The organism is Streptomyces aurantiacus JA 4570, from assembly GCF_000414115.1.
GTDB classification, from domain to species: domain Bacteria; phylum Actinomycetota; class Actinomycetes; order Streptomycetales; family Streptomycetaceae; genus Streptomyces; species Streptomyces aurantiacus_A.
Genome location: NZ_AOPZ01000142.1, coordinates 12,450 through 38,213, shown reverse-complemented (window position 1 = coordinate 38,213; position 25,764 = coordinate 12,450). Strand labels below are relative to the sequence as shown.

The window sequence follows — 25,764 nt, the reverse complement described above, 5'->3', positions numbered from 1 at the left end:
GCCGGGGCGAGGCAGGCCGCGGCGGACACCCCGGCCGCACCCGCCGCCGCCACGAGGGCGAGCCGCGCGCCGCCTGGATCCGCCCCGGCGGACGGGGCGTTCATGCCGCGCTCACCGTCGACCCGGCGTGCTCCGCGGCGAGCCGCAACTCCGGTTCCGACCCGAGCACTTCGACGACGCGGTCGAGCTGGTCGAGCGTGTGGGTGGCCATGTAGCTGGTGCGCAGCCTGGGCGTGGCGGCGGGCGGGAGAACCGGGTTGACGTAGACGCCCGCGCGGATCAGGCGTTCCCAGATGGCGAGGGTGCCCTGGGCGTCGGGCACCGGGACGGGGATGATCGGCGTGGTGCTCTCGCCGGTGCCGACACCGGCCTCGACGAGCCCGCGCCGCACGTGGTCGGCCTTGGCGCGCACGTCCGTGGTGAGGTGGGGCTCGGCGCGCAGGATGCGCAGGGCGGTGAGCGCGGCTGCGGTGCTGGCCGGGGTCATCGAGGCGCTGAACATCAGGCTGCGGGCCTTGTGCTTGAGGTAGTGGACGGCCTCCTCGCTGCCGGCGACCGCGCCGCCGAGCGAGGCGAGGGACTTGCTGAAGGTGACGGTGATCAGGTCGACCTGGTCGGTGAGGCCGAAGTGGGCGGTGGTGCCGCGCCCGCCCGCGAGGACACCGAGACCGTGGGCGTCGTCGACGAGGAGCCGGGCGCCGTACCGGGCGCAGACCGCGGTGATGGCCGGCAGGTCGCAGATGTCTCCCTCCATCGAGTAGACCCCGTCGACGATCACGAGCCGGGCGGCGTCGTCGGGCAGTTGCTCCAGGGTCCGCCGCAGGCCCTCGGCGTCGTTGTGCGGGAATCGGCGCAGCTTGGCGCCGCTGAGCCGGACGCCGTCGACGAGGGAGGCGTGCGCGTCCCGGTCGACGACCGCGTAGTCGCGGGGCGTGAGGAGTCCGGCGAGGGCGCCGAGGTTGGCCTGGTAGCCGGTGGACAGGACGACGGCGGCGGGCTTGCCGAGGAAGTCGGCGAGCTCGGTCTCCAGTTCCTCGTGCAGGTCGGTGTTGCCGTTCAGGAAGCGGGAGCCGGTGCTCGAGCTGCCGTACCGCTCCAGTGCGCCGCGGGCGGCGGCGTGGACGCGCGGGTCCGCGGTGAGGCCCAGGTAATTGTTCGAGCCGCACATGATCAGTTCCCGTCCGCTCCTGCGCACGGTCGCGCCCTCCTGCCCGGCCAGCGGCAGGAAGTAGGGGTAGAGACCGGCCTTCATCAGGTCGGATGCCGCGGTATAGCCCGCGAACCGGGAAAAGAGGTCGGGCGGTTCCGATGCATTGAACATTTATTTCCCTCTGTGAATTCAGGCGCTTCCCGTAAAGAAATGGACACGTGTGAGCAGCCCGTGTTCCGGGATGCGCGCAGGACTTTGCATGCCGCCGGATTCCCCTGGTGACGGGCAGGAGCGAGCGCCGCCGAAGCGCACGTCCGGAGCATGGGAGCGAAACCGGTGCAGAGTCCGCGACGGTCGCCGCGGACCGGAAAAGGTCGCCTTTGACCTGGGTGGATACCGGGCCCTGCGGGCAGCGTGAAGCCCGCGGGCAGCGGGCGCGCAGAGCCCCCGCCGACCGGCGAACACAGAGAGTTAATACGCAGATGACTCGAACATGCAGCCCCCGATTGATGATCAGTTCCGGCTGGGATTCGTCGACCGAATCAGCCAGGCAGCGACTTTAGACAACTTTCGACGAAAGCGTCAACCAATCTCTTGACGTAAGCCGTGCGGCGAAATGCAGAATTAACCCTTCCGCATCGTCGGCACCCCCCAGGAATGCCCGCCACGCGCTGTCAAGAGCCATGCTAGCCTGCATTCGACCGTCCAGACGGTCGGAAACTCTGAAAGCCTCCGTGACATAAAGATCAGAACGTAAAGATCAAAAAATAGGGATCACATAACGGCGACGACCGAAAGACGGTGTGAAGCGTGCGCAACCGGCTCCTGAACGCGGCCGAGAGACTCCTGGTCAAGCAGGGCGTCGACGCCATCCGCCTGGACGCGGTGGCGGCCGAGGCCGGCGTGAGCAAGGGCGGCCTGCTGTACCACTTCCCGACCAGACAGGCCCTCGTGCAGGGCGTGGTCGAGCGCCTGGCGGACCGCTTCGAGGCGGTGCTGCCCGGCCCGGACGCGCCACCGGGCGCCTACGCCCGCGCCTGGCTCGACGCCTCGATCCCGCCCGAGGCCCCCGAGGACGAGGCCACGCCCTCCGACTCGGTCCCCGTCGCCCTCCTCGCGGCGGCCAACGGCCCGGAGGTGCTCGACATCCTCCAGGAGCGGTATCGCGCCTGGCAGGAACGCCTGGAGCGGGACGGCCTGCCGCCCGGCGTCGCCACCCTCGTCCGCATGGCCGTAGACGGCTGGTGGACCGCCCGCCTCCTCGGCCTCGCCGACCCCAAGGGCGAACAGCACCGCCAACTGCGCCGCCTGCTCAGCGACTTGACCGAGCGACAGGCGGACGGACAGACGGGCGGACAGACGGACGAACGGCACACCGGCGGACAGCCGAAGGAGTCGGCCTGATGGGCTTCGTCCTGGTGGCCGGGGCCATAGTCTCCGAGATCGCGGCCACGCTCTCGCTGCGCGCCTCGCACGGCCTGACCCGTCTCGGCCCGAGCATCCTGGTGGTCGTGGGCTACGCCGCCGCGTTCGTGCTGCTAGCGCAGGCCCTCAAGACCCTGCACGTCGGGCCCGTGTACGCGGTGTGGTCCGGGCTCGGCACCGTCGGCGCACTGGCCGGCGGCGTGCTCCTGTTCGACGAGAACGTCCGGCTCGCGACGGTCGCGGGCGCGCTGCTCATCGTCGCGGGCGTGGCGGTCATGTACGTCGGCGGGGGCCTGGAGCACTGACGGTCCAGGCACGCCCGGCCTCGCACCAACCGGGCGCCCGCGGCCGTCACCTCACCGCAGCGGGCGGTACGACGCCGTCGTGAAGAATCCGCCGCCGTTCTCACCGAGGCGCCCCGGGCCCTCCTCGTCGAACTCGTCCTCCAGGTCGTCGGGGTCCTCCTCGTCCCCCCGCACTCCGAGCAGCCGCCGCGTCAACTGGTCGCGGTCCGAGAGGAGTTCGTCGACCGCCTCGCGGATGTCCTGGGCGGCGGTGTCCGCGTCGCGTTCGGCGGCGATGAGGACGGCGCGCCGCACCAGCTCCTTCGCGAACGACGCCGTCGTCCCCTCCGTGCGCTCGACGATCTCCTCCGTGACCTCCTCGCCGAGGCCGAGCCCGCCGCCGTACAGATCGAGGAGGCGGCGCCGTCCCGCCGCGTCGGGCAGCGGGATCTCGACGGCGAGGTCGACGCGGCCGGGACGCTGGGCGAGGGCGGGTTCCAGGAGGTCGGCGCGGTTGGTGGTGAGCAGAAACGCCACGTCGGCGTCGTCACCGAGGCCGTCCATCTCGTTCAACACCTGGAAGAGCAGGGGCTGTTCGCCGCCGCCGTAGTCCCGGGACTCCGCGATGAGGTCGCAGTCCTCCAGGACGACGAGGGCGGGCTGGAGCATCCGCGCGAGGGCGCAGGCCGGGCCGATGGCGTCGATGGTCGTGCCGGACAGCAGGACGACGGTGAAGTCCGGCAGGTCCGAGAGGAGGTAGCGGATCGTGTGCGTCTTGCCGGTGCCGGGCGGGCCGTACAGGAGCAGTCCGCGGCGCAGGTGCTGGCCCGCCGCGCGCAGCCGCTCGCGCTGCCGGGCGACGCCCACGACCTGCCGCTCGACCCGGTCGAGCAGGCCGTCGGGGAGCACGATGCCGTCGCGGGTCAGGCCCGGGCGGCGGTGGAAGCGGAACGGGCCGAGCCCCTCGCCGAAGGCGTCGCCCTCGAAGGACAGGACCTGGCCGCGGTAGATGTTGTGCTCGCGCCGGAACGCGTCGATTCCGGCGAGCAGCCGCCGGGCGGTGTCGCGGGACGCGGCGAGCACCTCGACCTGGATCTTCTCGCGGCCGAAGTCCTCGCTGGTGCCGCGCAGCAGGACGACGCAGCGCTCCTCGCCGCCGGCGGCGGTGCGCTCCGTGCCGAGGTAGAACCCGAAGGACACGCAGGCGAGTTCGGCGTCCGGCGAGATCGGCAGGTTGGTGTAGTCGACGGCGCCGATGACGAACTTGTCGTAGCGGTCGGCGGATTCGATGATCTCCGAGAGCGCGTAGTGGTTGCGGTGGTCGGATCCCGTCATGCCGATCAGTTCGTACGAGCGGGACTCGGCGGTGAACCAGCGCTCCAGGGCGAGGTGGACGTTCGGGTGGTCGTACGCCGCGTACGTGGCCTTGACCACCGGGGCGTCGCCGGGCTCCGTGCCGAGGTGGTCGCGCAGGCGCGCGGTGAGGTCCCGGTCGGCGCCGTCGCTGCGGGGCGGGCGGGCGACCGCCTCCAGGAACTCCTCGAAGAGCCGGCTCACGCGCTCCGGCTCGGCGCCCTCACCGTCGGACGCCCGCCCCGCCGCGATCTCCGTCACCTTGTCCCCCTGGTCCATGGTCGTCCACTCCTCGTAGGCGCTGCCGCTGGTCGGGCGGCCCGGCACTTCCGGCCTCTCAGCGTGAGTGGCGGCGGGGGTGGCGTGCAACTGGATTGCCGACACCCCTCCGCATTCGGGAAGTTGACGGCGTACAGCCATTGACGGTCGCCCCGTCCACAACTACAAAACTCTGAGAGCGCTCTCACCGTTTCGCCCCGTTCACCCCGTCCCTCGCACGGAGGTGCACCATGAGCACCATCACCCGCCGCACCCCCCTCCTCGCCGGACTCGCTGCCGTCGGCCTGATGGCCGCACTGATGGCGCCCGGCGAGGCCCGGGGCGACGTGCCCCCGGCGCCCGGCTGGACCCTGCAGTGGAGCGACGACTTCAACGGCCCCGCCCGCTCGCTGCCCTCCGCCTCGAACTGGCAGATCGACACCGGCCACAACTACCCGGGAGGCCCGGGGAATTGGGGCACCGGGGAGATCCAGAACTACACCTCGTCCCCCGACAACCTGAGCCTCGACGGCAACGGAAACCTGCGCATCACGCCACTCCGCGACGGCGCGGGGAACTGGACCTCGGGCCGCATCGAGACCAAGCGCGCGGACTTCAAGGCCCCGGCCGGCGGCACCCTCGCCATCGAGGGCCGCATCCAGATGCCGAACGTCACCGGTGAGCAGGCGCTCGGCTACTGGCCCGCCTTCTGGGCGCTCGGCGCGCCCTACCGCGGCAACTACTGGAACTGGCCGGGCATCGGCGAGTTCGACGTCATGGAGAACGTCAACGGCATCAACTCGGTCTGGGGCGTGCTGCATTGCGGCGTGAACCCCGGGGGCCCCTGCAACGAGACCAACGGCATCGGCGCGAGCCGCGCCTGCCCCGGCGCCTCGTGCCAGTCCGCCTTCCACACGTACCGCTTCGAATGGGACCGGGCGGCGAGCCCCAACGTCCTTCGCTGGTACGTCGACGGGCAGCTGTACCACAGCGTCGACCAGAACCGGGTGGGCGCGGAGGCGTGGAACAACATGACGAACCACGCGGGCTACTTCATCCTCCTGAACGTGGCGATGGGCGGCGCGTTCCCGGACGGGGTCGCCGGGCGGGCCACCCCGGTGGCGGCCACCGTGCCCGGGCGGGCGATGGCCGTCGACTACGTCGCGGTGTGGACGCGGGGCGGCGGTGGCGGCGACCCCGGGCCCGGCACGCCGTCGTCGCTGCACCTGCGCCAGGGCGGCACGCTCGGCCCGGCCGCGGGCTCCGCGGCGGCCACCACGCTCGCCTCGGCGGGCGGCGCCAACCACGACGGCACCCCGCACAGCCCGCAGACCTTCACGGCGACCGGGGTCGACGGCACGTACAGCGGCGGCTCGACGGAGTTCGACCTGCTCGTCGACGCGGGCACGTCGGTCGCCAACGGGCAGCAGGTGCGGGTGAGTTACGACCGCACGGGTGACGGCTCGTGGGAGCGCACGGAGACGTACCAGTACTTCGCGACCGACCCCGTGCCGGGCTACGAGCGCTACACCCAGGCCAGGGGCCTGAAGTCGGCGACCGGTTCGCACGGCGCGATGACCGGCGGCACGGTACGGGTCGAGGTCTGGAATGCCATCGGCAACGGCCCGAGCACGATCGGGACCGGCAACCAGTCGGTCGTACGCATCCCGTACGGGCCGGGCGCCGCGCGGTAGCGGCACCCGGCGGTTGCGCCGGAAAGCGGGTACGCCGGCGGTGGCGTCCAGCAACCTCGCCCACTCGGCCATGGACCGGGTGGGCCCCGCCCGCATCCGCGCCTACGGTGCCACGGCCCTGTTCACGGCCGGGTGACGAACACGGCCCACTACCAGGGTCAGCGCTTCGACGCGGACGAGAGCTCCCGGCGCATCCGCCCGCAGACCTCGTCCACCGCCTCCGGATCCGGCACCGTGCCCTCGGCGAACATCGCCGCCTGGAGCGCGGGGCCGTGCGCGGCATGCCGGTCCAGGTCGCCGGTGCGGGCGGGCTGGACCACGAAGTGGATGTGTCCGGGCACCCGCCCCGCGTGCGACCACAGGCAGACGTACACCTGCTCGCAGTCGTCGACGACGGCACGCACGGCGTCCGCCACCCGCACGAGCAGCGGCCCGAGCCCGGACGCCTCGGCGGTGGACAGTTCGTGTACGCCGGTCACGTGCCGCAGCGGCTTGACGACGAACGTGCCGACGCCCAGCGGGCCCACGCAGTGCTCGACGACCCAGTGCGCGGTCCGCAGCACGGCGCCGCCCGGCAGGGGCACGGAGCCGTCCGTGAGGCCACAGGCCGAGCACGGCGGCGTCGTCGCCGCCGTGCTCGTCACGTGTCCGCCCGGCAGGGCTTCGACTCACCGTTCACGAACAAGTGGACGCAGCCGCGGCGCCGGCGGGTCAGGCCCGCGGCCGATTGGTCGGCCGCGGGGCCGAAAAACGCCCTCGCCCCTAACCGACCGTCGCCGTCGGCTCCTTCGCGGGGTCGGGTGCGGCGGACGTGGACCTGGGCGCGGCCGGGCCCGGGTGCTGGTGCTTCTTGCGCGGAAGCAGCAGGGCCACCAGCACCGTCCCCACTCCGAGGATCACCGCGCCCACCAGGCTCGTGTGGGCCACCGCGTCCGAGAAGGACGAGCTGACCGCGTGCTTCATCTGGTCGGCGCCCTGGGCGAGTTCGTTCGCCTGGGCCTTCAGCTGGGCCGCCTTCTCCGGGGATGTGCCGGGGGCGGCGGCGCGTTCGGCGAGCTGGCGGGCCTGGCCGGCGATCGCCTGGGCCACGCCGCCGCCCGCGCCGACGGAGTCCTGGGCCTGTTCGAGGGCGGAGGCCGGGAGCTTGCTGCCCGCCGTCTCGTCCGCGAGGCCGGAGGAGTACGAGCTCGCCAGGATCGACCCGAGCACCGCGATGCCGAGGGAGCCGCCGAGCTCCAGGGAGGTGTCGTTGACGGCGCCGCCGACGCCCAGCTCCGACTCGGGGAACGCCCCCATGATCGCGTCCGTGCACGGCGAGACCGCGAAGCCGAGCGACAGGCCGAGGATGACCAGGGGCGCGACGAAGTCCGTGTACGTGGACTCCGCGGACGTCCCCGTCAGCAGCGCGAGCGCCGTCGTGCCGCCCACCATGCCCGCCGTCACCATGACCTTCGCGCCGAGCCGCGGCGTGAGCACACCGGTGAGCGCCGAGCCGACGAACACGGCCCCGGCCAGCGGCAGCATCCGCACGCCCGTCTCCAGCGGGTCGTAGTCCAGGACGAACTGGAGGTGCTGGGTCAGGTAGTAGAAGGCGCCGAAGACGGCCACGAAGAACAGCGCCACGGCGAGGTTCGAGCCCGAGAAGCCGCGCTCGGCGAACTTCCGTACGTCAAGGACGGGACGCGGATGCCGCAGCTCCCAGACGACGAACAGGACCAGCCCCACCCCGGCGATCACCGCCGCCGTCACCGCGCTCGCGCCCCAGCCGAAACCGGGCCCCTCGATGATCATGTAGATCAGCGCGCCGACCCAGACGACGGAGAGCAGCCCGCCGACGTAGTCGATCCGGCCCGGGTCGGCCGCCTTCGACGGCGGCACGAGGACGAACGCGCCGACGATCGCGAGCACCGCCACGGGAATGTCGATGAGGAACGTCGACGCCCAGCCGTAGTCCTCCAGGAGCGCGCCCGCGATCAGCGGTCCCGCCGCGATCGCGATGCCGGACGTCGCCGCCCACAGGGTGATCGCCTTGGCCCGCTCCTCGCGCGGGAAGGTCGCGGCGAGCAGCGACAGCGTCGCGGGCATCACCATGGCCGCGCCCACGCCCATCACCGCGCGCGAGACGATGACGGCCGTCGAACTGTCGGACAGCGCGCCGGCCCCCGCGCCCGCGCTGAGCACGACGAGCCCGAGCACGAGCGCCCCACGGCGGCTGTACTTGTCGCCGATCGCGCCGAGCAGCAGCATCAGCGCGGCGTACGGAACGGTGTACGCGTCGATGACCCACTGCAGGTCGGAGCTGGAGAGGTCGAGGTCGCGGGTCATGTCGGGGGCCGCCACGGTGAGCGCGGTGTTCGCCATGACGGCGATCAGCAGGCTCAGGCACAGGACGGCCAGCGCCCACCAGCGGCGGGCATAGGGCCGGTCCATCCGCTCGACCGGCTCCTTGATCAGCAAAGGCATCGGGTCCACCCCTTGGGATTCCGCCCCCTACGGGACGTACGCGTCGCACGAGTTCGATCTTGCACAGCGTTGTGCAATTGCACGGCACTGTGCAATGTACTCGACGACCGGCCGTCTTGCACATCGATGTGCAATTGCGGGTGTGGGCGGCAGAATGCCCTCATGAGCCGTACGAAGCCGACGCAGCCGCCGGCGACCGCCGCGACCGCCGCGACGACCCGCGCCGACGCCAACCGCCGCCGCATCCTCGACGTCGCCTTCGCCGAGCTGACCCGGGACCCGGACGCGTCCATGGACCAGATCGCGCGCGCCGCGGGCGTCGTACGCCGGACCGTGTACGGCCACTTCCCGAGCCGCGAGGCGCTGGTGAGCGCGATCCTCGACGAGGCCGTCGCGGCGGTGACGGCCGCGCACTCCGCGGCCTACGCGGCCTACTCCGGCGTCGACGACCCGCCGCGCGCCGTCACCGCCGCGATGCTCGGCGTCTGGCACGTCACCGACCGCTACCGCCTGCTGCTCTCCCTCGCGCAGCGCGCCGTCACGATGGAGGGCATCCGCGAGCGCCTCGCACCGGTGCACGCGGCGGGCACCGAGATGCTCCAACGCGCCCTGGATTCAGGCAGGTTCGTCTCGCCGCTGCCCGCGCGCGCCCTCGTCTACGCCCTGGAGAACATCATGTTCGGCCTGATGGCGGCCGTGAACGACGGCGTCCTGGAGGCGGAGGAGGGAGGCAGGTCCGCCGCGATCACGTTCTTGTGCTCGGCGGGGATGCCTCCCTCGGAGGCGACCGATCTGGTGGCCGAGGTCGCGGCGGCGCGGGTCGCCTGAGGGGAGTCGGCGGGCACCCGAGAAGTCCGGGGGGCCGACCGGGACAACCGGGACGACCGGGACGACCGGCGGGCCGACCTCGCGGGAAGCGCCGGCGCCCGGCCCGTTCACGCCCGGTACTCCACGAGCACCGGCGTCTCCCCGTACTCCACCCGCTCCCCCGGCCGCACCCGCTCACTGCCGCCGTCCATCCGGCGCAGCAGATACGCGCCCTTGCCCAACCGGCCGTCCGCCCGGCCGCGTTGGGTCCACCGAACCGCCGACCAGGGGCCCTCGCCGTCCTGGCCGCGCCGGAAGACGCACTCGAAGACGCCGTCCGGCAGGCCCACGCCCCGCCCCTTCCCGCAGGAGGCGACCCGCCGGTCCGCGAGCCAGCCGTGCAGCCGCCCGATGCGGCGGCCCGCCTCCGTGGGCGCGCCGCCCACGGGCTGGACGATCAGCGGCACACCCCGGCTGCCCCAGGAGTAGAAGTACATCCGGTCGACGTTCGACTTCCGGAGGTAGAGGCCGACCAGATAGAAGCGCACGGCATAGTCGTTGGCGCGCCGGTCGGACAGCCGGGCACCGTCGTCGATCTCCGCACCCGGGCCGGTGTTCCACACGCGGTGGGCCACGTTGTGATCGCGGAAGACGTCCTCGACCTTCACGGCGAGTTCGATGATGTCCTCGGGTGGGCCGTCGGCCCGGCGCGGGTGCAGTTTGAGCGCCGCGGCATCGCAGTACTCGTATCCGCCGGAACGTACGAACTCCTCAAGCAGCGCCCTGCCTTCGGGCTCCCACAGCTTGCCGAAGGAGGGGCATGCCACCTTCGCGTCCGGGTCGGCACGCTCGATGACGAGATCGGCCCTGCGCACCATCTCTACCAGGGTGGACATCTTCCCGTCGTAGTGAGAGGCGGCCCCCACGCTGTCCCAGAGTTCGTACGCCCCGATCCGGGAGCGGTAGCGGGTGGCGACCGCCTTGACGAAGCGGTCCCAGTCGGCCAGGTCGTCGGGGGGTGCGGCGCGCGAGTCGTCCGGGTACGGCGTCTTCGGGCCGCCGGGAGCCGCCCAGCCGGGAGTGCCGCCGAAGACGAACACGACGGGCAGGCGCTTGCGTTCGGCGCCTCTCACCGAACGCTCCAGGATCTCCCAGTCGAACTTGCCCCGCTCCGGCTCGACTTGGGCCCAGCGGGTCTCGCTCTCCCAGAAGCGGACGCCACCGACGTCGAAGCCCGGCATGAGGCCGGTGTCGGTGTTCATCGTGACGCCGAAGAACTCGCGGTCGAGCGGCTCGGGCGCCAGGGCCCAGTACGGGCCGTCCAGCCGCTGGCCGGACGACCGGTCCGCGGTGCCGCCGTTCACCGTGGCGCCACCGCCCGTGCCGCCCGGGCCGCCCGGCTCCGGCCGCCGGTCGAAGGTCACGGTGCTCACGAGGGCGACGGCGATGATCACGGCGATCAGGAGCGTACGCCGCCGGTCCGGAGGCATCGCCCTGGCGAACCAGGTCGTCCCGTACGGAGGCCGGGGCTCCTCCCGGCCCTCCCCCTGGGCGTCGACTTGAGCAGTCCCCTCGACGCCGTCCGCCGCCGTCGCCTTCTCGGCCTCCCGCGCCTGCGCCTCCGCCCGCGCCCACGCCCCGTACAGCCGGTCCAGCTCCTCCTGCCCCGCCCCGCACACCCGCGCGATCCGCTCGACCGTGCCGAAGCTGGCGGGCACGGTCAGGCCCTGGCAGTAGCGGTGCACCGAGGAGCGGCTCAGGCCCGTGCGGCTCGCGAGAGCGGTATAGCTGCGACCGCTGCGCTCCTTCAACTCCTGTAAAAGATCGGCCAGTTCGCGGTTGTCACGCATTGGATCGCCCCCGAATCCGTCCCACAGCGGCAGAAGATAGCAGGCAGGGCCGTTTCGGGCGTCCCATCGTCCCAGCGGGACGCGGCCCGCTTGCCAGGGACACGTCCCCCCGAGATCGTCGTCCGTGTCGCCGTTCGGGGGATCGGCGACCGCTCGAGAGCAACGGGGGAATCGCCACGTGCTGCGCATTCATTTCACCGCCGCGGACCTCGTCCGCACCCGGGTCTCGGACGGAGCCGACCCGCTCTGGGAGACCGTCCTGAGTCTGCACCGCCTGCGGGACGAGAGCCCCGATCCGGCCCTGGCCGCCTGGCGCCGTACGAGGGACGGCGCCGGGCAGGGCCCGCTCCGGATGCTCCTGCCGCTCGTACCGCGCCACGGGTACTTCCCGGACTTCCTCACGCCGCCGGAGTCGGCGGCAGGGGTGGAGCACGGCCTGGAGGCACTGATGCGCACGCCGCGCACCCGGCTGCGCGCCGAGCTCACCGTCCTGGGCGGCCGCAACACCCTGCCGTCCTGGACCCGTTCCCTGGCGGACGGCGAACCCGCGACGCTGCGCCGGCTCGCCCGCTGCGTACGGACGTACCACCACGGCACACTCGGCCCCAGCTGGCCCCGCATCAGCCGTCGCGCGAACAGCGACCGCGCGCTGCGCCTGCACGCGCTGTGGCAGGGCGGCGCGGAGGCGATGCTGCGGACGTACGGCCCCTCGATGCGGTGGCGGCCGCCGGTGCTCGAAGTCGCGTACCCGGTCGACCGCGACCTGCGCCTGGAGGGGCGGGGGCTGCTCCTGGTGCCGTCCTGCTTCGCCCGCGGCCCGGTCGCCCTCGCGGACCCCGCGCTGCCGCCGACGCTCGTCTACCCGGCCCGCCCCCGGAGAGCCGACGACACCCCGCGCCCGCACCAGAGCCTCGCCCCGCTGCTCGGCCACACCCGGGCCGCCGTGCTCCAGGCCCTCGGGGACGAGCCCACCACCACCGAACTGGCGCGCCGCGCCGGTGTCTCCCTCTCCTCGGCGAGCGAACACGCCGCCGTTCTGCGGGGCGCGGGCCTGGTCGCCAGCGTCCGGCAGAGCAACGCGGTGCGGCATGTGCTGACGCCGCTCGGGTCGGCGCTGCTGCGGGAGGACACGTCCCAGCAAGCCGGTGTACGGGTCAGTTCGCCCCGCCCTGGCCGGCGCTGCCGATCGGGTGGACCTTGACGGGGGAGCCGGAGCCGTCGGTGACGGGCAGGGTGGCGGCGCCCGGCCATTCGAGGGAGACCGACTTCGTCTCGCCGGGCGGGGTCACGACCAGGCCGGTGACGCGGACGCCGGAGCCGCCCGAGTCGTTGACCGGGTAGCTGATGCTGAAGGACACCGACTTGCCGTCCTTCAGGGTCATCAGGCCGGCGCCCTGGCCAGTGCGCGCGGCGGACAGATCCCCCTCGCTGGTCTTCAGGTCGACGCCCGCGAAGCCGGACAGGGCGCAGTCCCGGCCGCCGCCGTTCTTGAACGTCACCGCGACGGAGCCGTCGGTGTCGCCGTCGATGGTGCTGTCCGACGCGGTGACCTCCAGCTCGTCGGTGCGGCACTTGCCGGCCTGGCCGCTCTCGTCGGAGCCGGTCCCGGCGGCGGGCGGCTGCTGCCCGCCGGTGCCCTTCCCGCCCGTGCCCTTCCCGCCACCCTCCTCCGAACCACCCTGCTCCGAACCGCCCGAGCCCGAGCCACCGCCCGAGGAAGACGCGGAGGACGCGGAGGACTCCGACGCCGAGTCTCCCTGTGCCTTGTCGTCATCGCCGTTGCACGCCGTGAGCGAGAGACCAGCGGCAACTGCCAGGGCGGCGAAGGTGAGCTTGCGAACGCGCATCGTTTCTTCCTCAGTCTCGGTGGGAGGTGCCCGCCGCTAAGTACGAGTCGATATGTTCCAGTACGAGTCGATACGAGCGAGCGTTGCCGACCATCAAGAGCCGCCCAGCGAGGCGACGCGTTGCCCCCAACTCCCCGCCAAGACATTCCTGTTACATACACGGACCGGCACGACGAGCACCATGTCCGGCCGCGCCCCGTCGACCGGCCGGGACGGAGGTTCCGGTCACCGTTCCACACCCGTGCGCGGTCACGGTCCGCTGGGACAGACCCGTAACCCGGCGGATCTTGACCACCGCGGGCGGCATGCTCTCGCCATGGGCAGAAGTGGGCGTACCCGGAGTCCGCCCGCGCCGCCGTCTGAGGACTCGCCCTCAGCCCCGGCCTCAACCCCGGAGCCGGGCACGGACCGTTTTGCCCTGCTCCGCGCGCAGGAACCACCCCACGTGGAGGGCGAGTCGGCGTACGACGAGGAGCCCGCGCCCGCTCTCGCCGGGTGCGCCCCCCGCCCACACGCCGGTCCCGAACCCGGGGAACTCCAGGACCGGGTCGGATACGTCGACGAGGAGGCCGCCGTCCTCGGTGAGGGCGAGCCGTAGCCCTACGTGGTGGCCCGCCACCTTGCCGTAGCGCGCGGCGTTGGCGACGAGTTCGGAGACGACGAGTACGGCGTCGTCGATGTCGCCCTGCCACTGCCAGGAGGTCAGCCTGCGGCGGGTGTGTTGGCGCGCCAGGCGCGCGGCTTGCGGGGTCATGGGGTAGCTGGAGGAGCAGTCGTGGGTGGGGAGGGTTGGGGAGGGGGGCGCGATGGGGCTGCTTGTCATGCAACTACGGTTGCGGGCCTGCGCGTTCGGTTGCAATCGAAAGGCCACTGAATATCCAGCGGGGGAACATTGGACTATGCCGGAATATGCGCAAGCGGCTGCGCGGGCGCAGCAGGGGGTGCCACACTCGACACTCAGCAACTACTCACGCACACAGCGCAATGAGAGCGGGCGGCATGGCGGCAAAGCGCGGGCGCACCAGTCAGCGCCTGGAACTGGGGCTACAGCTGAGGCAGTTGCGCGAGAACTGCGGGCAGGGCGAGACCGGGGGCGGCCTCACACGGAAGCAGGCGGCCCAAGGGCTGAAGATCTCCGAGACCTCGCTGCAACGGATCGAGACCGGCGCCCTCAACTTCCGTAACGTGGGCGACTTGCGCAAGCTGCTGAGCAAGTACGGCGTCACGGACGAGGCCGTGATCGAGTCCTTCATCAACCTCAACCGGGAGCCGTCTACGCAGGATTGGCTGACGCAGTACCGGGGTCCCATGCCGCCCGAGGTGCCCGCGTTCGTCGGCCTTGAGCCCGAGGCCCGCAGTATGAAGGCGTACCACCCGACTCTGGTGCACGGGCTCCTCCAGACCGAGGACTACGCCACCGCGCTGCACGAAGTGCAGAAGCCGGTCGAGGAGACGCCGTCGGATATCGTCCGAAGCAGCGTGGAACTACGGATGAAACGCCAGGAGATCCTGACCCGCGAGAACCCGGTCAAGCTGCACGTCATCCTCGGCGAGGCTGCGCTGCGATATCCGGTCGGAGGCGCCGCGTCGATGCGCGAGCAGTACGCGAAGCTGGAGGAGGTGGCGACTCTGGAGCACGTCACGCTCCAAGTGCTGCCGTTCCGCTGGGGCTACCGCACCACCAACGACTTCGCGATCCTCGACCTGGGAGACCGGATTCCGCCCCGAGTCCAGATCGACAGCGCATGGAACGCCGTCTCCACCTCGGACAAGCCGCGCGAAGTCGCCCGCTTCACCCGCCGATTCGACGCCCTGGTCGCATCTGCTCTGCCACCCGAGGACACCGCTGAGTTTCTGCACCGACTAGACCGAGAGCTGTGAACCCATGAACGCTCGCTTCAACGCGCCCGACCTCGCCCCCGACTGGGCGTGGCGCAAGTCGTCATACAGCGACGGCACGCCCAGCAGTTGCGTCGAGGTCGCCGACCTCAGCCCGCACCCCGCCGGAGGCATCGGCATACGCGACTCCAAGAACCCCCAAGGCCCTGCCCTGACCCTCGGCCTACCCGCCTGGAAGGCATTCCTCTCCGGGCTCCGCTAGCCAGAATTCCGGTCCAGCCACTCCTGAAGCTCCCGGTGCCGGAACTGATACTCGCCGCCCACCACGCGGAGCAGGCCCGCGTGGTACGCCCAGGCGAGGAAGGCACCGGGGCGCGGGGGCACGCGGCCGAGGGCGGCGCCGGCAAGGGCGGTGAGTCCGCCGACCAGCCCGCTGGTGAGTTCGGTGGCGACGAAAACGACAGCGACGAAGACGATCGCAGCGAATCCCAGCCAGACCTCGCCTGCCATGCCCAGGAGGAACGTGAGGCCGAACCCGACCGGCTGCAACAGCCACGCGGTCCGTCGGCGCAGGCGGTCACGGGCGTCCAGAACGCGTGGCCCGGAGCCCGGGCCGAGAAAGACACACGCGAGGACGTAGAACGCGACGAGCCCCACCGCCGCGCCGTACTCGAAACCGCCGCTCGGCGCCAAGCTCATGCGCGACCAGCCGAGGGCGAAAGCACCGGCCCCGCCCACCAAGGCGAATCCCGTCATGATGCCGCCACGTCTCAGCAGGAGGGCGACGGCCCCGAAGGGGCCCAAAAAGACCACCTGCAGCACGGGGTGGAAGTCCGCGACGGCCCACGCCATGGGCCAGATGAACAGCGGTACCACCACGCTGACGACCAGGCCGAGCCGTTCGGCGTACGCGACGAAGGACTGTTCCGCCGCGACGTACACGCACCCGCACAACACGAGCACGGCCCCCAGCACGTACCAGCACCACTGGGGCACGGCAGCGTACTCGTCCGTGAACCGGGTCGCCGCGCCCAGCACGAAGACGCCTATGACCGCTACCAGCACGGTCCCCTTCGACAAGGCGCGCCACAGAGTCTTGCGCAGCCGTTCCGGCCACCGGGAGTACCGCTGCCGCACGCGCTCCGACGACCCCACCGGGGTCTGCTCGTACAGCGTGGTCATCTGAACATTGCCCGCGGCCCACGCCGCAAGGCCCGCCATTGCAAGGCTCCCCGCCAGACCTTCCCGGTGCACCCACCAGTCCTCGGGCACCAGTCCTCTGACGGCCTCCGGCACCACGCACAGCGCGCACACGGCAGCCGACAGGGCCACGATCACCGACGCGGCAGCGGTCACGGTCTTCCCGACCAGCCGGCCGAGCGTCACACCGTCGGACTCCGCCGACACCCGCGCCATCCGCTCCAGCCATCGGTGCACCCGCCCCGCCTCGTACTCCCGCAGGCGCCCCCACACCGTCCGGTCCCCGTTCAAGCTCGCCCTCGCCCGCCGCACCGCCGCGTTGGCGGCCCGCGTCGCCGCCGGGACGTAACCCGCGAGCAACCCCTCCCGAATCTCGGCAGCCGTCGCACCACCCGCAGGAGGCACCGCCCCCGCAGACTCCCCGTACACGGCGAACGCAAGCCCCAGGTAGAACGGTGAACTCAACGCCTCGGCCATGGCCCCGTCAGCCGCCTCGTCCCGCATGGCGTCGACCACGACATCCATCGGAGAAGTCCGCCCGTCGGACCGGAGGTTGACGTACCGGCGGGCCTGCTCGGCATCGACGCCGCCGACGCACAGCAGCGTCGCCTCCCGCAACCACGCGTGGAACGCGGACAGTTCCTCGTACCGGCTCCCCCGACAGGTAAGTACGAGGGGCGCGCTACCACCCACGGACTGGTAGGCGTTGAGTTCGGCGAGGGCCCGGCTCGCGCGGTCGGGCCGCTCCGCGTCCTCGGGGTCCATCTCGTCGAGGCCGTCGAGTACGGGCACGACAAGGCGCCGCGCCACAAGATCCGCCGCAGCCACCTCCGGCACCTCGTACGCCTTGACCAGGCTGTCCTTGAGCCAGTGCTCGAAGCCGCCGACGGTCCGGCGGCCGCCCCACCAGCGGCGGCGGGTGCGCGCCGGAGGCAGGTCGCGGATGGCGAGCCGGACCGGCACCGGGTCCGTGGCCGCGCGGGCGTCGAGCAGCCGCACGACGAGGTGCACCGCGAAGACCGTCTTCCCGGCGCCGGGCGCACCGGTCACGACGAGTCGGCCGGGCGCGGCGGAGTACCAGTCGGCCACGTCGGAGAGCCGCTGTCGTCCGGGCGGCTCGGCTCCGCCCGGACGTGGGGTCACGTCCACCGGAAGGTCGATGAGGTGGGCGCCGGTGCCCAGCATGTGGGTGCGCTCGGCGACCTCCACGTCCTGGACGGCGCGGGCGAGTTGGTCGAGCGCGGCGGCGCGGGCATCGGTGGCCTGCTGGAGCCGGAGCGCGCGGAGGCTGATTGCGGCGCCGACGAGAATGCCGAGGACACCGAGCGGCAGCCCGAGCACCCCGGCCAGGTCCTGCGGTTCGAGCCCGTCCCGCCGTACGGTCACGGCGGCCCAGCCACACCCCGCCAGCAGGACCGCCACCCCGCCCCCGAACAGCCACCGGAAACCACCGGCGGCGCCCTGCCTCCCCACGTCCATGGCTCACAGCATGCCGAGCGGCGGCAGTGGTCGGGCGTGTTCCGCCCGGAAGGATGACGGAGCAGAACCCGCACCAGGGCTCGGGATTGCCACCGCTACCAGCTACCAGCTACCAGCTACCAGCTCTACCAGCTACCAGCTACCAGCTACCAGCTACCAGTACGGATTTCCGACGTGGGCCCCGCCTAAGCCAGTTGAGGGCTACTCAGGAGGATCTAGGTACGCGTGCCCAGGCGGTGCGCGGGACGGCTGCCTAGCCTGCGAGCATGGCTGTTGAGCAGGCACGGGTGGCGGCGCGGCCGCAGGTGCGGGGTACGGCGTCGCTGGTGCTGGGTGTAGCCGCGCTCGCGATGGTCGTGTTCCCGCTGCTGGTGCAGGTGCCGGGGCCGTTGTGGGTCCGCTTCTTTCCGTGGATCTGCCTCGCGCCCGCGGGGGTCGGTGCGGTCGTCTCCGGCCTGGTTGTGCTGCACCGGGTGCAGGGCCGCAGGGACGTCGATGCTTTCCGGGCGCGGATGGGCATCACGCTCGGCACGGTGGCCGTGGTGCTGCCGGCGGCCGTGCTCCTGTGGCTGATCTGGGCGCTGAACCAGGCCGTCAACTAGACGGCCGGGCGGACGACGCCCATCGCACGCACCGACACCGCACCAAGCCGGTCCGCAAGCCCGAGGCCCTGCCGTCAGCGGACGGCAGGGCCAGCACAGGCACTCATCGACGGACGGCACCTACCTACACCTTCGCCCCCGCCTTCTCCACCGACACACCCTCCTGCTCCGGCACAGGCTTCTTCTCCAGGGAAGGCCCCACGCCGTCGTGGTCATCGTCCAGCAGCGTCCGCTCGTCGAACGGCAGCTTCCCGTCCAGGACGAGAGCGACCCGCTCCCGGTCGACCTCCTTCGTCCAGGTGCCGATCAGGAGCGTGGCGACCGCGTTGCCCGCGAAGTTGGTGAGGGCGCGCGCCTCGCTCATGAAGCGGTCGACGCCGATGATCAGGCCGACGCCGTCGACGAGGGCGGGCTTGTGGGACTGGAGGCCGCTCGCGAGGACCGCGATGCCCGAACCGGACACGCCCGCCGCGCCCTTGGACGCGATCATCATGAACAACAGCAGTGAGATCTGCTCGCCGATGCCCAGCGGCTGGTCCATCGCGTCGGCGATGAAGAGCGACGCCATGGTCAGGTAGATCATCGTGCCGTCGAGGTTGAAGGAGTAGCCGGTCGGCACGGTGATGCCGACGACGGGGCGGCTCACGCCCAGGTGCTCCATCTTCGCGATGAGGCGCGGCAGCGCCGACTCCGAGGAGGAGGTCGAGAGGATCAGGAGGAACTCGCGGCCCAGGTACCTGAGCAGTTTGAAGAGGTTCACGCCGGTCGCCAGGCGCAGCAGCGTGCCGAGCACCACCAGGATGAACAGGGCGCAGGTGACGTAGAAGCCGATCATGATGGTGGCGAGCGCCTTCAGGGCGTCCGTGCCGGTCTCGCCGATCACGGCGGCCATCGCGCCGAACGCGCCGAGCGGCGCCGCCCACATGATCATGCCGAGCACGCGGAAGACCAGCTTCTGGATGTGCTGTACGCCGCGCAGGACCGGCTCGCCCGTCCGGCCCATGGCCTGGAGGGCGAAGCCGACGAGGAGGGCCACGAGGAGGGTCTGGAGCACCTCGCCCTCGGTGAAGGCGGAGACCATCGTCTTGGGGATGATGCCGAGCGCGAAGTCGACCAGGCCCTTGTCCGCCTCGTCGGCGGCGGTGTGGCCCGCCTTCTTGTCCGACGGGGTCAGGTCCATGCCGTCGCCGGGGTGCAGGATGTTGCCGACGATCAGGCCGATGGCGAGGGCCACCACCGACATCGCCATGAAGTAGCCGAGCGCGAGCCCGCCGACCTTGCCGACCTTCGCCGCCTGGCGGACCGAGCCCACACCGAGCACGATCGTGCAGAAGATGATCGGCGAGATCATCATCTTGATCAGGTTCACGAAGCCGGTGCCGATCGGCTTGAGCTCCTTGGCGAAGTCCGGCGCGATGAAGCCGACGGCGATGCCGATCAGTACGGCGACGATGACGGCGATGTAGAGGTAGTGGGTCCGGTCCCGCTTCGCGGGCGGTCCGCCCGTACCGGCGGCGTCGACCGCCGTCTGTCCCTGTGCCACGGGTGCCTCCTTGGGCTACGTACGCTGCGTACGACTGGCGTCTGTCTCCCCGCTAGTCGTCGTCGCTGGTCGTGCGGCTCACGTCCTGGCGATTCCGGGTGACTATCTCCTGGCCTGTGACGGCGGTCACGGTTACGTTCATTTAGTTCGTGCACAACCGCCACGGCAGACTGGCACCATGCCCCAGGCCCCCCGTCCGCCCCGCCGACCCCGCGGCCCCCGCAGCCTCGCCGGTCAGCTCTTCGCGATGCAGGTGGTCCTGGTGGCGGTCGTGGTCGCGGGCTGCGCCCTGTTCACGTACCTGAGCGACCGGCACCAGGCGGAGGAGGCCGCGCGCCGCCAGGCCACCGCGGCGGCCCGCGCGGTGGCGGACGCGCCCTCGGTGCGCGAGGCGATCCGCGGCGAGGACCCGTCCCGCACCCTCCAGCCGTACGCCTCCGACGTGCAGCGGCACACCGGCGTCGCGTTCGTGACGATCATGGATCCGCGCGGCATCCGCTGGACCCACCCCGACCCGGACCGCATCGGCGAGCGTTTCCTCGGCCACACCGCGGAGGCCCTGCGGGGCCAGACCTTCACCGAGATCTACACCGGCACCCTCGGCCCGTCCGTGCGCGTGGTCACGCCCGTACTCGACGGCGGGGACGACCGGCGCGGCGAGAACGGCCGCATCGTCGGCCTGGTCAGCGCGGGCATCACCATCGACGAGATCAGCGAGAAGGCGCGCGGCCAGCTCGTGGCGCTGCTCGGCGTCGCGGCGGGCGCCCTGGTGCTCGGCGCCGTGGGTACGTACGTGATCAACGCCCGGCTCCGCCGCAGCACCCACGGCATGAACGCCGCCGAGCTGAGCCGCATGCACGACTACCACGAGGCCACGCTGCACGCGGTGCGCGAGGGGCTGCTGATGCTGGACGGGCGGCGGCGCGTCGCGCTCATCAACGACGGCGCGCGCGAGCTGCTCGGCGCGGGCGAGGGCGTCGTCGGCCGGTACGTCACCGACCTCGGGCTTCCCGCGCCGCTCACCGCCGCGCTGCTCGACGCCGAGCCGCGGGTGGACGAGGTGCATCTGACCGCCGACCGGGTGCTCGTCGTGAACACCTCGCCGGTGTCCGGCGGCGACCGCGAGGGCACCGTGGTGAGCTTGCGCGACCACACCGAACTCCAGGCCCTGGCAGGCGAGTTGAACTCCGAGCGCGGCTTCACCCGGGCGCTGCGCTCGCAGGCCCACGAGGCCGCGAACCGGCTGCACACCGTCGTCTCCCTGATCGAGCTGGGCCGCGCGGACGAGGCGGTGGAGTTCGCCACCGCCGAGCTGGAGCTGGCGCAGGCCCTCACCGACCAGGTCGTCGCCGCCGTCAACGAACCCGTCCTCGCCGCGCTCCTGCTCGGCAAGGCCGCCCAGGCCAACGAGCACGGCGTGGAGCTCGTCGTCTCCGCCGACACCAGCATCGACGACGGCATGCTCCCCGCAGGACTGCCGCCCCGCGACCTGGTCACCATCCTCGGCAACCTCATCGACAACGCGGTGGACGCGGCCCAGGGCTCCCCGGCGGCCCGGGTCACGGTGACGGCGCGCACGGCCGGTGGAGCGTCCGGCGGCCTGCTCCTCCGCGTCACCGACACCGGCCCGGGCGTGGACCCGTCCCAACGGGAGTCGGTCTTCCAGCACGGCTGGAGCACGAAGGCTCCGTCGGGTCGCGGCCTGGGCCTGTCGTTGGTCCACCAGACGGTGACACGGCACGGCGGGACACTGACCTTGACGGAACCGGCAGTTGGAGGAGCGACGTTCACAGCAACACTTCCGCTCGCGGCTGTGGGCAATCGTCCCGCAGGGCGGGACGGGTGGGCACAGCCCCAGGCCGACGGCACCGTTACTTCGGGCCTGCACCCCGGCGCACGTACAGACGGAAAGGCCGACAGATGACCGACCCCACCCCGATCCGGGTCCTAGTCGTCGAAGACGACCCCGTCGCGGCCGACGCCCACGTCCTCTACGTAAACCGAGTGGAGGGCTTCGAGGCCACCGCCACCGCCCACACCGCCGCGGAGGCCCGCCGCGCCCTGGACAGAACGCCCGTCGACCTGATCCTCCTGGACCTGAACCTCCCCGACGGCCACGGCCTGGCCCTCGCCCGCTCCCTGCGCGCCGCGGGCCACCGCGCGGACGTCATCGCGGTGACGTCGGCCCGTGACCTGGCGGTGGTCCGCGAGGGCGTCTCCCTCGGCGTGGTCCAGTACGTACTGAAGCCCTTCACCTTCGCGACCCTGCGCGACCGCCTCACCCGCTACGCGGAGTTCCGCACCGCCGCGGGCGAGGCGACGGGCCAGGACGAGGTCGACCGCGCCCTGGCCACCCTCCGCTCCCCCGCCCCCGCCGCCCTGCCCAAAGGGCTCAGCGGCCCCACCCTGGAGAAGGTGACCCGCACGCTCCAGGACGCCGCCCCCGACGGCCGTACCGCCGCGGCGACGGCGGACATCACGGGCCTGTCCCGCATCACGGCCCGCCGCTACCTGGAGCACCTGGTGACCACGGGCCGCGCCGCCCGCAGCCCGCAGTACGGCCACGTGGGCCGCCCGGAACTGATCTACCGCTGGCTGCCGCCGGCCTGATCCACGGGACGGGCCCCGGGCAACGCAAGCCCGTTGCAAGGGCATTGACCTTGGTCCGAGCCCGAGCTTACGTTCACCGCACCGGCAGCCGCCGCGTGCGGCGGCGCAGCCGCGTCGGACCGTAGGAGGTCGTGCCCGTGCGCCCCACCGCTCCCGCCCCACTGCTCCTGGCAGCCGTGCTCGCCGCCTCCACCCTCACCGCGTGCGGCGGCGGCTCCGGCGACGACCCGGACACCGTGAAGGTGTCGTACAAGCAGTCCATGGACAACCAGATCCGGGTGATGGACACCTATCTGGAGTCGATGAAGAAGCAGTTCGAGAAGGCGAACCCCGGCAAGAAGGTCAAGCTGGTGCCGATCAAGGCACCGGACGCGGAGTACTACACGAAGGTGCAGCAGATGCTGCGCTCCCCCAAGACCGCGCCGGACCTGGTCTACGAGGACACCTTCCTCATCAACTCCGACATCACCAGCGGGTACTTGAAGCCGCTCGACCCCTATCTGAACAAGTGGAAGGAGTGGCCGAAGTTCATCGATACGGCCAAGGCGGCGGCGAAGGCCGAGGACGGCAAGACGTACGGCGTGCCGGACGGACGGCGTGCCGGACGGCACGGACACGCGCGGGCTCTGGTTCGACCGGGACATCTTCAAGAAGGCGGGCCTGCCGCAGGACTGGCAGCCGAAGAACTGGGACGAGCTGCTCGACGCGGCCCGCACCATCAAGAAGAAGGTGCCGGACGTCGTCCCGCTGAACGTCTACACGGGCAAGCCCGGCGGTGAGACCTCGGCCATGCAGGGCCTGGAGATGCTGCTGTACGGCACGGGCGAGAACCCGCTGTACGACCCGAAGGCGAAGAAGTGGGTGGTGGGCAGCCAGGGCTTCAAGGACTCCCTGAAGTTCGTGGAGACCGTCTACAAGGAGAAGCTCGGCCCGGACGTCGAGGACGCCCTCGACCCGAACATGGCCACGCGGGTGCGCGGCGACTTCCTGCCCAAGGGCAAGCTCGGCATCAACCTCGACGGCTCCTGGCTGCCGCAGGACTGGCTGCCGGGCTCCGGACACGAATGGCCGGAGTGGTCCAAGGAGTTGGGGCTCGCGGCGATGCCCACGCAGCACGGCCAGGCGCCCGGCAAGGTGAGCATGTCGGGCGGCTGGACCTGGGCCATCCCGTCGAAGGCGGGCAACCCCGACCTGGCGTTCAAGTTCATCGAGACGATGCAGACGAAGGAGAACGCGAAGAAGTGGTACGTCGCCAACTCCGGCATCTCGGTGCGCGCGGACGTCGCCAAGGACCCCGAGTACGTGAAGGCGCAGCCCGGTATCAAGTTCTTCACCGACCTGGTCGCCTCGACGCACTACCGGCCCGCGTTCCCCGCGTATCCGAAGGTCTCGACGGCGATGCAGGAGTCGATGGAGCTGGTCACGACCGGGGACGGCTCGGTGGACAAGGCGGCGAGCGGCTATGACGACGAGGTCAAATCGGCCACCGACGGCAAGGTGATCGAGAAGTGAAGGCTCCGTCGGCTCGTTCAGCGGGCCGGACGGAGCCAGGCCCACGACGGCTCCCGGGCCACCGGCGGCTCGCCCGCTCGCTGGCCCGGGCCCTGCCGGTGTCGCCCGCGGTCGTCCTGATGCTCCTGTTCCTCGCGGGGCCCATCGGCTACTGCGCGTACATCGCCTTCACCGACCTCCAGCTCACCGGCCAGGCGCACGAGTCCTTCGTCGGCTTCGAGAACTTCCGCACGGCCTTCGACGACGAGGACTTCATCAACGCGGTCTGGCTGACGCTGGTCTTCACGTTCCTGTCGTCGATCGTCGGGCAGAACACGCTGGGCCTGGCCCTGGCGAGCCTGATGCAGCGCGCGTCGAAACCGGTCCGCACGATCACGGGTGCCGTCGTGATCACGGCGTGGGTGCTCCCGGAGGTGGTGGCGGGCTTCCTCCTCTACGCCTTCTTCCGGCGGGACGGCACCCTCAACGAGGTCCTGGACCTCCTCCACCTCCCGTCCCAGAACTGGCTGTACACGCTGCCGATCCTCGCGGTGTCCTTCGCGAACGTCTGGCGCGGCACGGCGTTCTCGATGCTGGTGTACTCCGCCGCCCTGAACGAGATCCCCAAGGAGATCACCGAGGCCGCCGAGGTGGACGGCGCGAGCGGCTGGCGCCGCATGTGGCACATCACGCTGCCGATGATCCGCCGCTCCATCGGCACCAACCTGATGCTCAACACCCTCCAGACGCTTTCGGTCTTCGGCCTGATCTGGGTGATGACGCGCGGCGGTCCCGGAAACCGCAGCCAGACCCTCCCCCTGTTCATGTACGAGCAGGCGTTCCAGAAGAGCATGATCGGCTACGGCACGGCGGTGGCCCTGCTCCTGCTCCTCGTCGGATCCCTGTTCTCGCTCGTCTACATGCGCCTGCTGCGCACGGAGGTCTGAGTGTCGTCACCCGCTCGCCGTACGAGGAGTCGCAAACTGGCCGCGGACATCGGCCTGTTGGCGGTCGCAGCGGCCTTCGCGGTGCCGCTCGCCTGGGTGCTGCTCTCCGCACTCGACCCCAAGGCCGATGTGGGCGTGAAGGCCCCGGACGGCATCACGCTCGACAACTTCGACGCGGTCCTCACCGACGAGATCACCTTCACGCCGATGCTCAACAGCCTGCTGCTGTGCGGCGGCGGCACCCTGCTGACGGTCGTGAGCGCGGCCCTGGCCGCCTACCCGCTCTCCCGCTACAAGTCCCGCCTGAACCGCCCCTTCATGCTGACCATCCTGTTCGCGACCAGCCTGCCCATCACCGCGATCATGGTCCCGGTGTACGCGCTGTTCGTCCGCGTCGACCTCATCGACACCATGCAGGGCACGATCTTCTTCTTCGCCGCCTCCCAACTCCCGTTCGCCATCTGGCTGATGAAGAACTTCATGGACGGCGTCCCCAAGGAACTGGAGGAGGCCGCCTGGACGGACGGCGCCTCGCCCTTCCAGTCCCTGATCCGCATCGTCCTGCCCCTGATGGGCCCGGGCGTGGCCGTCGTGACGGTCTTCTCCTTCGTCATGATGTGGGGCAACTTCTTCGTCCCCTTCATGCTGCTGCTCTCCCCCGACCAGATGCCGGCGGCGGTGAGCATCAACGACTTCTTCGGCAGCAAGGGCGCGATCGTCTACGGTCAGCTCGCGGCGTTCTCGCTGATCTACTCGACGCCGGTGATCCTGCTGTACGTCCTGATCGCGCGGCGGTTGGGCGGCGGGTTCGCGCTGGGAGGTGCCGTCAAGGGCTGATTTCCCCGCAATTCCCCCACAAAGGGGGGCGCGAAGAGTGCGCGGAGGGCGCCCGTCAGCCGTACTTTCGTACGAGCCGCAACCC

At 71.3% G+C, this 25,764-nt stretch carries 21 protein-coding genes and 1 pseudogene; 13 read left to right on the top strand and 9 right to left on the bottom strand.

What is annotated here, in order from left to right:
- Positions 1–100: 100 nt before the first annotated feature.
- Positions 101–1,321, bottom strand: a complete 1,221-nt coding sequence (locus STRAU_RS15900) for an aminotransferase class I/II-fold pyridoxal phosphate-dependent enzyme (protein WP_016641354.1) — start codon at positions 1,319–1,321, stop codon at positions 101–103.
- 639 nt (positions 1,322–1,960) lie between these two features.
- On the opposite strand from STRAU_RS15900, the gene STRAU_RS15895 reads away from it, so the two are divergent.
- Entirely contained in the window at positions 1,961–2,554 is a 594-nt protein-coding gene (locus tag STRAU_RS15895; protein WP_016641352.1) for a TetR/AcrR family transcriptional regulator, read from the top strand.
- A complete protein-coding gene (locus STRAU_RS15890; RefSeq protein WP_016641353.1) occupies positions 2,554–2,880 on the top strand; it encodes a DMT family transporter in 327 nt (108 codons plus the stop codon). The genes STRAU_RS15895 and STRAU_RS15890 overlap by 1 nt, the downstream gene beginning before the upstream one ends.
- A gap of 51 nt (positions 2,881–2,931) precedes the next feature.
- Here the strand turns inward: STRAU_RS15890 and STRAU_RS15885 are convergent, their stop codons facing one another.
- Entirely contained in the window at positions 2,932–4,539 is a 1,608-nt protein-coding gene (locus STRAU_RS15885) for an AAA family ATPase (RefSeq protein ID WP_016641351.1), read from the bottom strand.
- Between the two features lie 182 nt (positions 4,540–4,721).
- On the opposite strand from STRAU_RS15885, the gene STRAU_RS15880 reads away from it, so the two are divergent.
- On the top strand, positions 4,722–6,164 hold the full coding sequence (locus tag STRAU_RS15880; protein WP_016641350.1) for a glycoside hydrolase family 16 protein: 1,443 nt from the start codon (positions 4,722–4,724) through the stop codon (positions 6,162–6,164).
- A 158-nt stretch (positions 6,165–6,322) separates the two neighbouring features.
- Here STRAU_RS15880 and STRAU_RS15875 read toward each other — a convergent pair whose 3' ends face one another.
- Positions 6,323–6,808: an HIT family protein gene (locus tag STRAU_RS15875; RefSeq protein ID WP_016641347.1), complete on the bottom strand. Its 486-nt coding sequence runs from the start codon at positions 6,806–6,808 to the stop codon at positions 6,323–6,325.
- Positions 6,809–6,926: 118 nt separating this feature from the next.
- Positions 6,927–8,627: an MFS transporter gene (locus STRAU_RS15870; protein ID WP_037659765.1), complete on the bottom strand. Its 1,701-nt coding sequence runs from the start codon at positions 8,625–8,627 to the stop codon at positions 6,927–6,929.
- Positions 8,628–8,789: 162 nt separating this feature from the next.
- On the opposite strand from STRAU_RS15870, the gene STRAU_RS15865 reads away from it, so the two are divergent.
- Positions 8,790–9,455, top strand: a complete 666-nt coding sequence (locus tag STRAU_RS15865) for a TetR/AcrR family transcriptional regulator (protein WP_016641348.1) — start codon at positions 8,790–8,792, stop codon at positions 9,453–9,455.
- Positions 9,456–9,562: 107 nt separating this feature from the next.
- Here STRAU_RS15865 and STRAU_RS15860 read toward each other — a convergent pair whose 3' ends face one another.
- On the bottom strand, positions 9,563–11,284 hold the full coding sequence (locus tag STRAU_RS15860; protein ID WP_016641345.1) for a helix-turn-helix domain-containing protein: 1,722 nt from the start codon (positions 11,282–11,284) through the stop codon (positions 9,563–9,565).
- Positions 11,285–11,462: 178 nt separating this feature from the next.
- Between STRAU_RS15860 and STRAU_RS15855 the strand changes: the two genes are divergently transcribed.
- Entirely contained in the window at positions 11,463–12,485 is a 1,023-nt protein-coding gene (locus STRAU_RS15855; protein WP_016641344.1) for a winged helix-turn-helix domain-containing protein, read from the top strand.
- Here STRAU_RS15855 and STRAU_RS15850 read toward each other — a convergent pair.
- Together STRAU_RS15850 and STRAU_RS15845 are read right to left on the bottom strand one after the other, a co-directional pair.
- Entirely contained in the window at positions 12,439–13,131 is a 693-nt protein-coding gene (locus STRAU_RS15850; protein ID WP_016641343.1) for a DUF4232 domain-containing protein, read from the bottom strand. The genes STRAU_RS15855 and STRAU_RS15850 overlap by 47 nt on opposite strands.
- 385 nt (positions 13,132–13,516) lie before the next feature.
- Positions 13,517–13,954: an ATP-binding protein gene (locus tag STRAU_RS15845; RefSeq protein WP_052029104.1), complete on the bottom strand. Its 438-nt coding sequence runs from the start codon at positions 13,952–13,954 to the stop codon at positions 13,517–13,519.
- 176 nt (positions 13,955–14,130) lie between these two features.
- Between STRAU_RS15845 and STRAU_RS15840 the strand changes: the two genes are divergently transcribed.
- Positions 14,131–15,012, top strand: a complete 882-nt coding sequence (locus tag STRAU_RS15840; RefSeq protein ID WP_016641341.1) for a helix-turn-helix domain-containing protein — start codon at positions 14,131–14,133, stop codon at positions 15,010–15,012.
- Between the two features lie 4 nt (positions 15,013–15,016).
- The gene (locus tag STRAU_RS15835) at positions 15,017–15,232 is read left to right on the top strand and encodes a DUF397 domain-containing protein (protein ID WP_016641340.1); all 216 of its coding nucleotides are present in this window, start codon (positions 15,017–15,019) and stop codon (positions 15,230–15,232) included.
- Here the strand turns inward: STRAU_RS15835 and STRAU_RS15830 are convergent.
- A complete protein-coding gene (locus STRAU_RS15830) occupies positions 15,229–17,649 on the bottom strand; it encodes an NACHT domain-containing protein (RefSeq protein ID WP_016641339.1) in 2,421 nt (806 codons plus the stop codon). The genes STRAU_RS15835 and STRAU_RS15830 overlap by 4 nt on opposite strands.
- A 266-nt stretch (positions 17,650–17,915) precedes the next feature.
- On the opposite strand from STRAU_RS15830, the gene STRAU_RS15815 reads away from it, so the two are divergent.
- Positions 17,916–18,251, top strand: a complete 336-nt coding sequence (locus STRAU_RS15815; protein ID WP_016641338.1) for a hypothetical protein — start codon at positions 17,916–17,918, stop codon at positions 18,249–18,251.
- Between the two features lie 124 nt (positions 18,252–18,375).
- Here STRAU_RS15815 and STRAU_RS15810 read toward each other — a convergent pair whose 3' ends face one another.
- Complete coding sequence (locus STRAU_RS15810) at positions 18,376–19,794, bottom strand: C4-dicarboxylate transporter DctA (RefSeq protein WP_016641337.1); 1,419 nt, start codon at positions 19,792–19,794, stop codon at positions 18,376–18,378.
- 178 nt (positions 19,795–19,972) lie between these two features.
- On the opposite strand from STRAU_RS15810, the gene STRAU_RS15805 reads away from it, so the two are divergent.
- The 5 genes and pseudogenes from STRAU_RS15805 (at position 19,973) to STRAU_RS15785 (ending at position 25,679) form a co-directional block, all read left to right on the top strand.
- Positions 19,973–21,718 (top strand): sensor histidine kinase, encoded by a 1,746-nt coding sequence (locus STRAU_RS15805; protein WP_106967935.1) that lies wholly within the window; start codon positions 19,973–19,975, stop codon positions 21,716–21,718.
- Positions 21,715–22,404 carry a response regulator gene (locus STRAU_RS15800; protein ID WP_016641335.1) on the top strand — a complete coding sequence of 230 codons (690 nt, stop codon included), beginning with the start codon at positions 21,715–21,717 and terminating at the stop codon, positions 22,402–22,404. Before STRAU_RS15805 ends, STRAU_RS15800 begins: the two co-directional genes overlap by 4 nt.
- Positions 22,405–22,535: 131 nt before the next feature.
- A pseudogene (locus STRAU_RS15795) lies at positions 22,536–23,916 on the top strand (extracellular solute-binding protein).
- Between the two features lie 119 nt (positions 23,917–24,035).
- Positions 24,036–24,842 (top strand): carbohydrate ABC transporter permease, encoded by an 807-nt coding sequence (locus STRAU_RS15790; protein WP_063890361.1) that lies wholly within the window; start codon positions 24,036–24,038, stop codon positions 24,840–24,842.
- Positions 24,843–25,679, top strand: coding sequence for a carbohydrate ABC transporter permease (locus tag STRAU_RS15785; RefSeq protein WP_016641331.1), 837 nt, complete (start codon positions 24,843–24,845; stop codon positions 25,677–25,679).
- Positions 25,680–25,764: the final 85 nt, after the last annotated feature.

Excerpts from the sequence above, each read along its gene's own strand:
- STRAU_RS15805 (WP_106967935.1), top strand. The coding sequence starts at position 19,973 with ATGCCCCAGGCCCCCCGTCCGCCCCGCCGACCCCGCGGCCCCCGCAGC.
- STRAU_RS15900 (WP_016641354.1), bottom strand. The coding sequence starts at position 1,321 with ATGTTCAATGCATCGGAACCGCCCGACCTCTTTTCCCGGTTCGCGGGC.
- STRAU_RS15850 (WP_016641343.1), bottom strand. The coding sequence starts at position 13,131 with ATGCGCGTTCGCAAGCTCACCTTCGCCGCCCTGGCAGTTGCCGCTGGT.
- STRAU_RS15870 (WP_037659765.1), bottom strand. The coding sequence starts at position 8,627 with ATGCCTTTGCTGATCAAGGAGCCGGTCGAGCGGATGGACCGGCCCTAT.
- STRAU_RS15840 (WP_016641341.1), top strand. The coding sequence starts at position 14,131 with ATGGCGGCAAAGCGCGGGCGCACCAGTCAGCGCCTGGAACTGGGGCTA.
- STRAU_RS15860 (WP_016641345.1), bottom strand. The coding sequence starts at position 11,284 with ATGCGTGACAACCGCGAACTGGCCGATCTTTTACAGGAGTTGAAGGAG.
- STRAU_RS15790 (WP_063890361.1), top strand. The coding sequence starts at position 24,036 with ATGCTCCTGTTCCTCGCGGGGCCCATCGGCTACTGCGCGTACATCGCC.
- STRAU_RS15835 (WP_016641340.1), top strand. The coding sequence starts at position 15,017 with ATGAACGCTCGCTTCAACGCGCCCGACCTCGCCCCCGACTGGGCGTGG.
- STRAU_RS15880 (WP_016641350.1), top strand. The coding sequence starts at position 4,722 with ATGAGCACCATCACCCGCCGCACCCCCCTCCTCGCCGGACTCGCTGCC.
- STRAU_RS15830 (WP_016641339.1), bottom strand. The coding sequence starts at position 17,649 with ATGGACGTGGGGAGGCAGGGCGCCGCCGGTGGTTTCCGGTGGCTGTTC.
- STRAU_RS15890 (WP_016641353.1), top strand. The coding sequence starts at position 2,554 with ATGGGCTTCGTCCTGGTGGCCGGGGCCATAGTCTCCGAGATCGCGGCC.
- STRAU_RS15845 (WP_052029104.1), bottom strand. The coding sequence starts at position 13,954 with ATGACAAGCAGCCCCATCGCGCCCCCCTCCCCAACCCTCCCCACCCAC.
- STRAU_RS15800 (WP_016641335.1), top strand. The coding sequence starts at position 21,715 with ATGACCGACCCCACCCCGATCCGGGTCCTAGTCGTCGAAGACGACCCC.
- STRAU_RS15865 (WP_016641348.1), top strand. The coding sequence starts at position 8,790 with ATGAGCCGTACGAAGCCGACGCAGCCGCCGGCGACCGCCGCGACCGCC.
- STRAU_RS15815 (WP_016641338.1), top strand. The coding sequence starts at position 17,916 with ATGGCTGTTGAGCAGGCACGGGTGGCGGCGCGGCCGCAGGTGCGGGGT.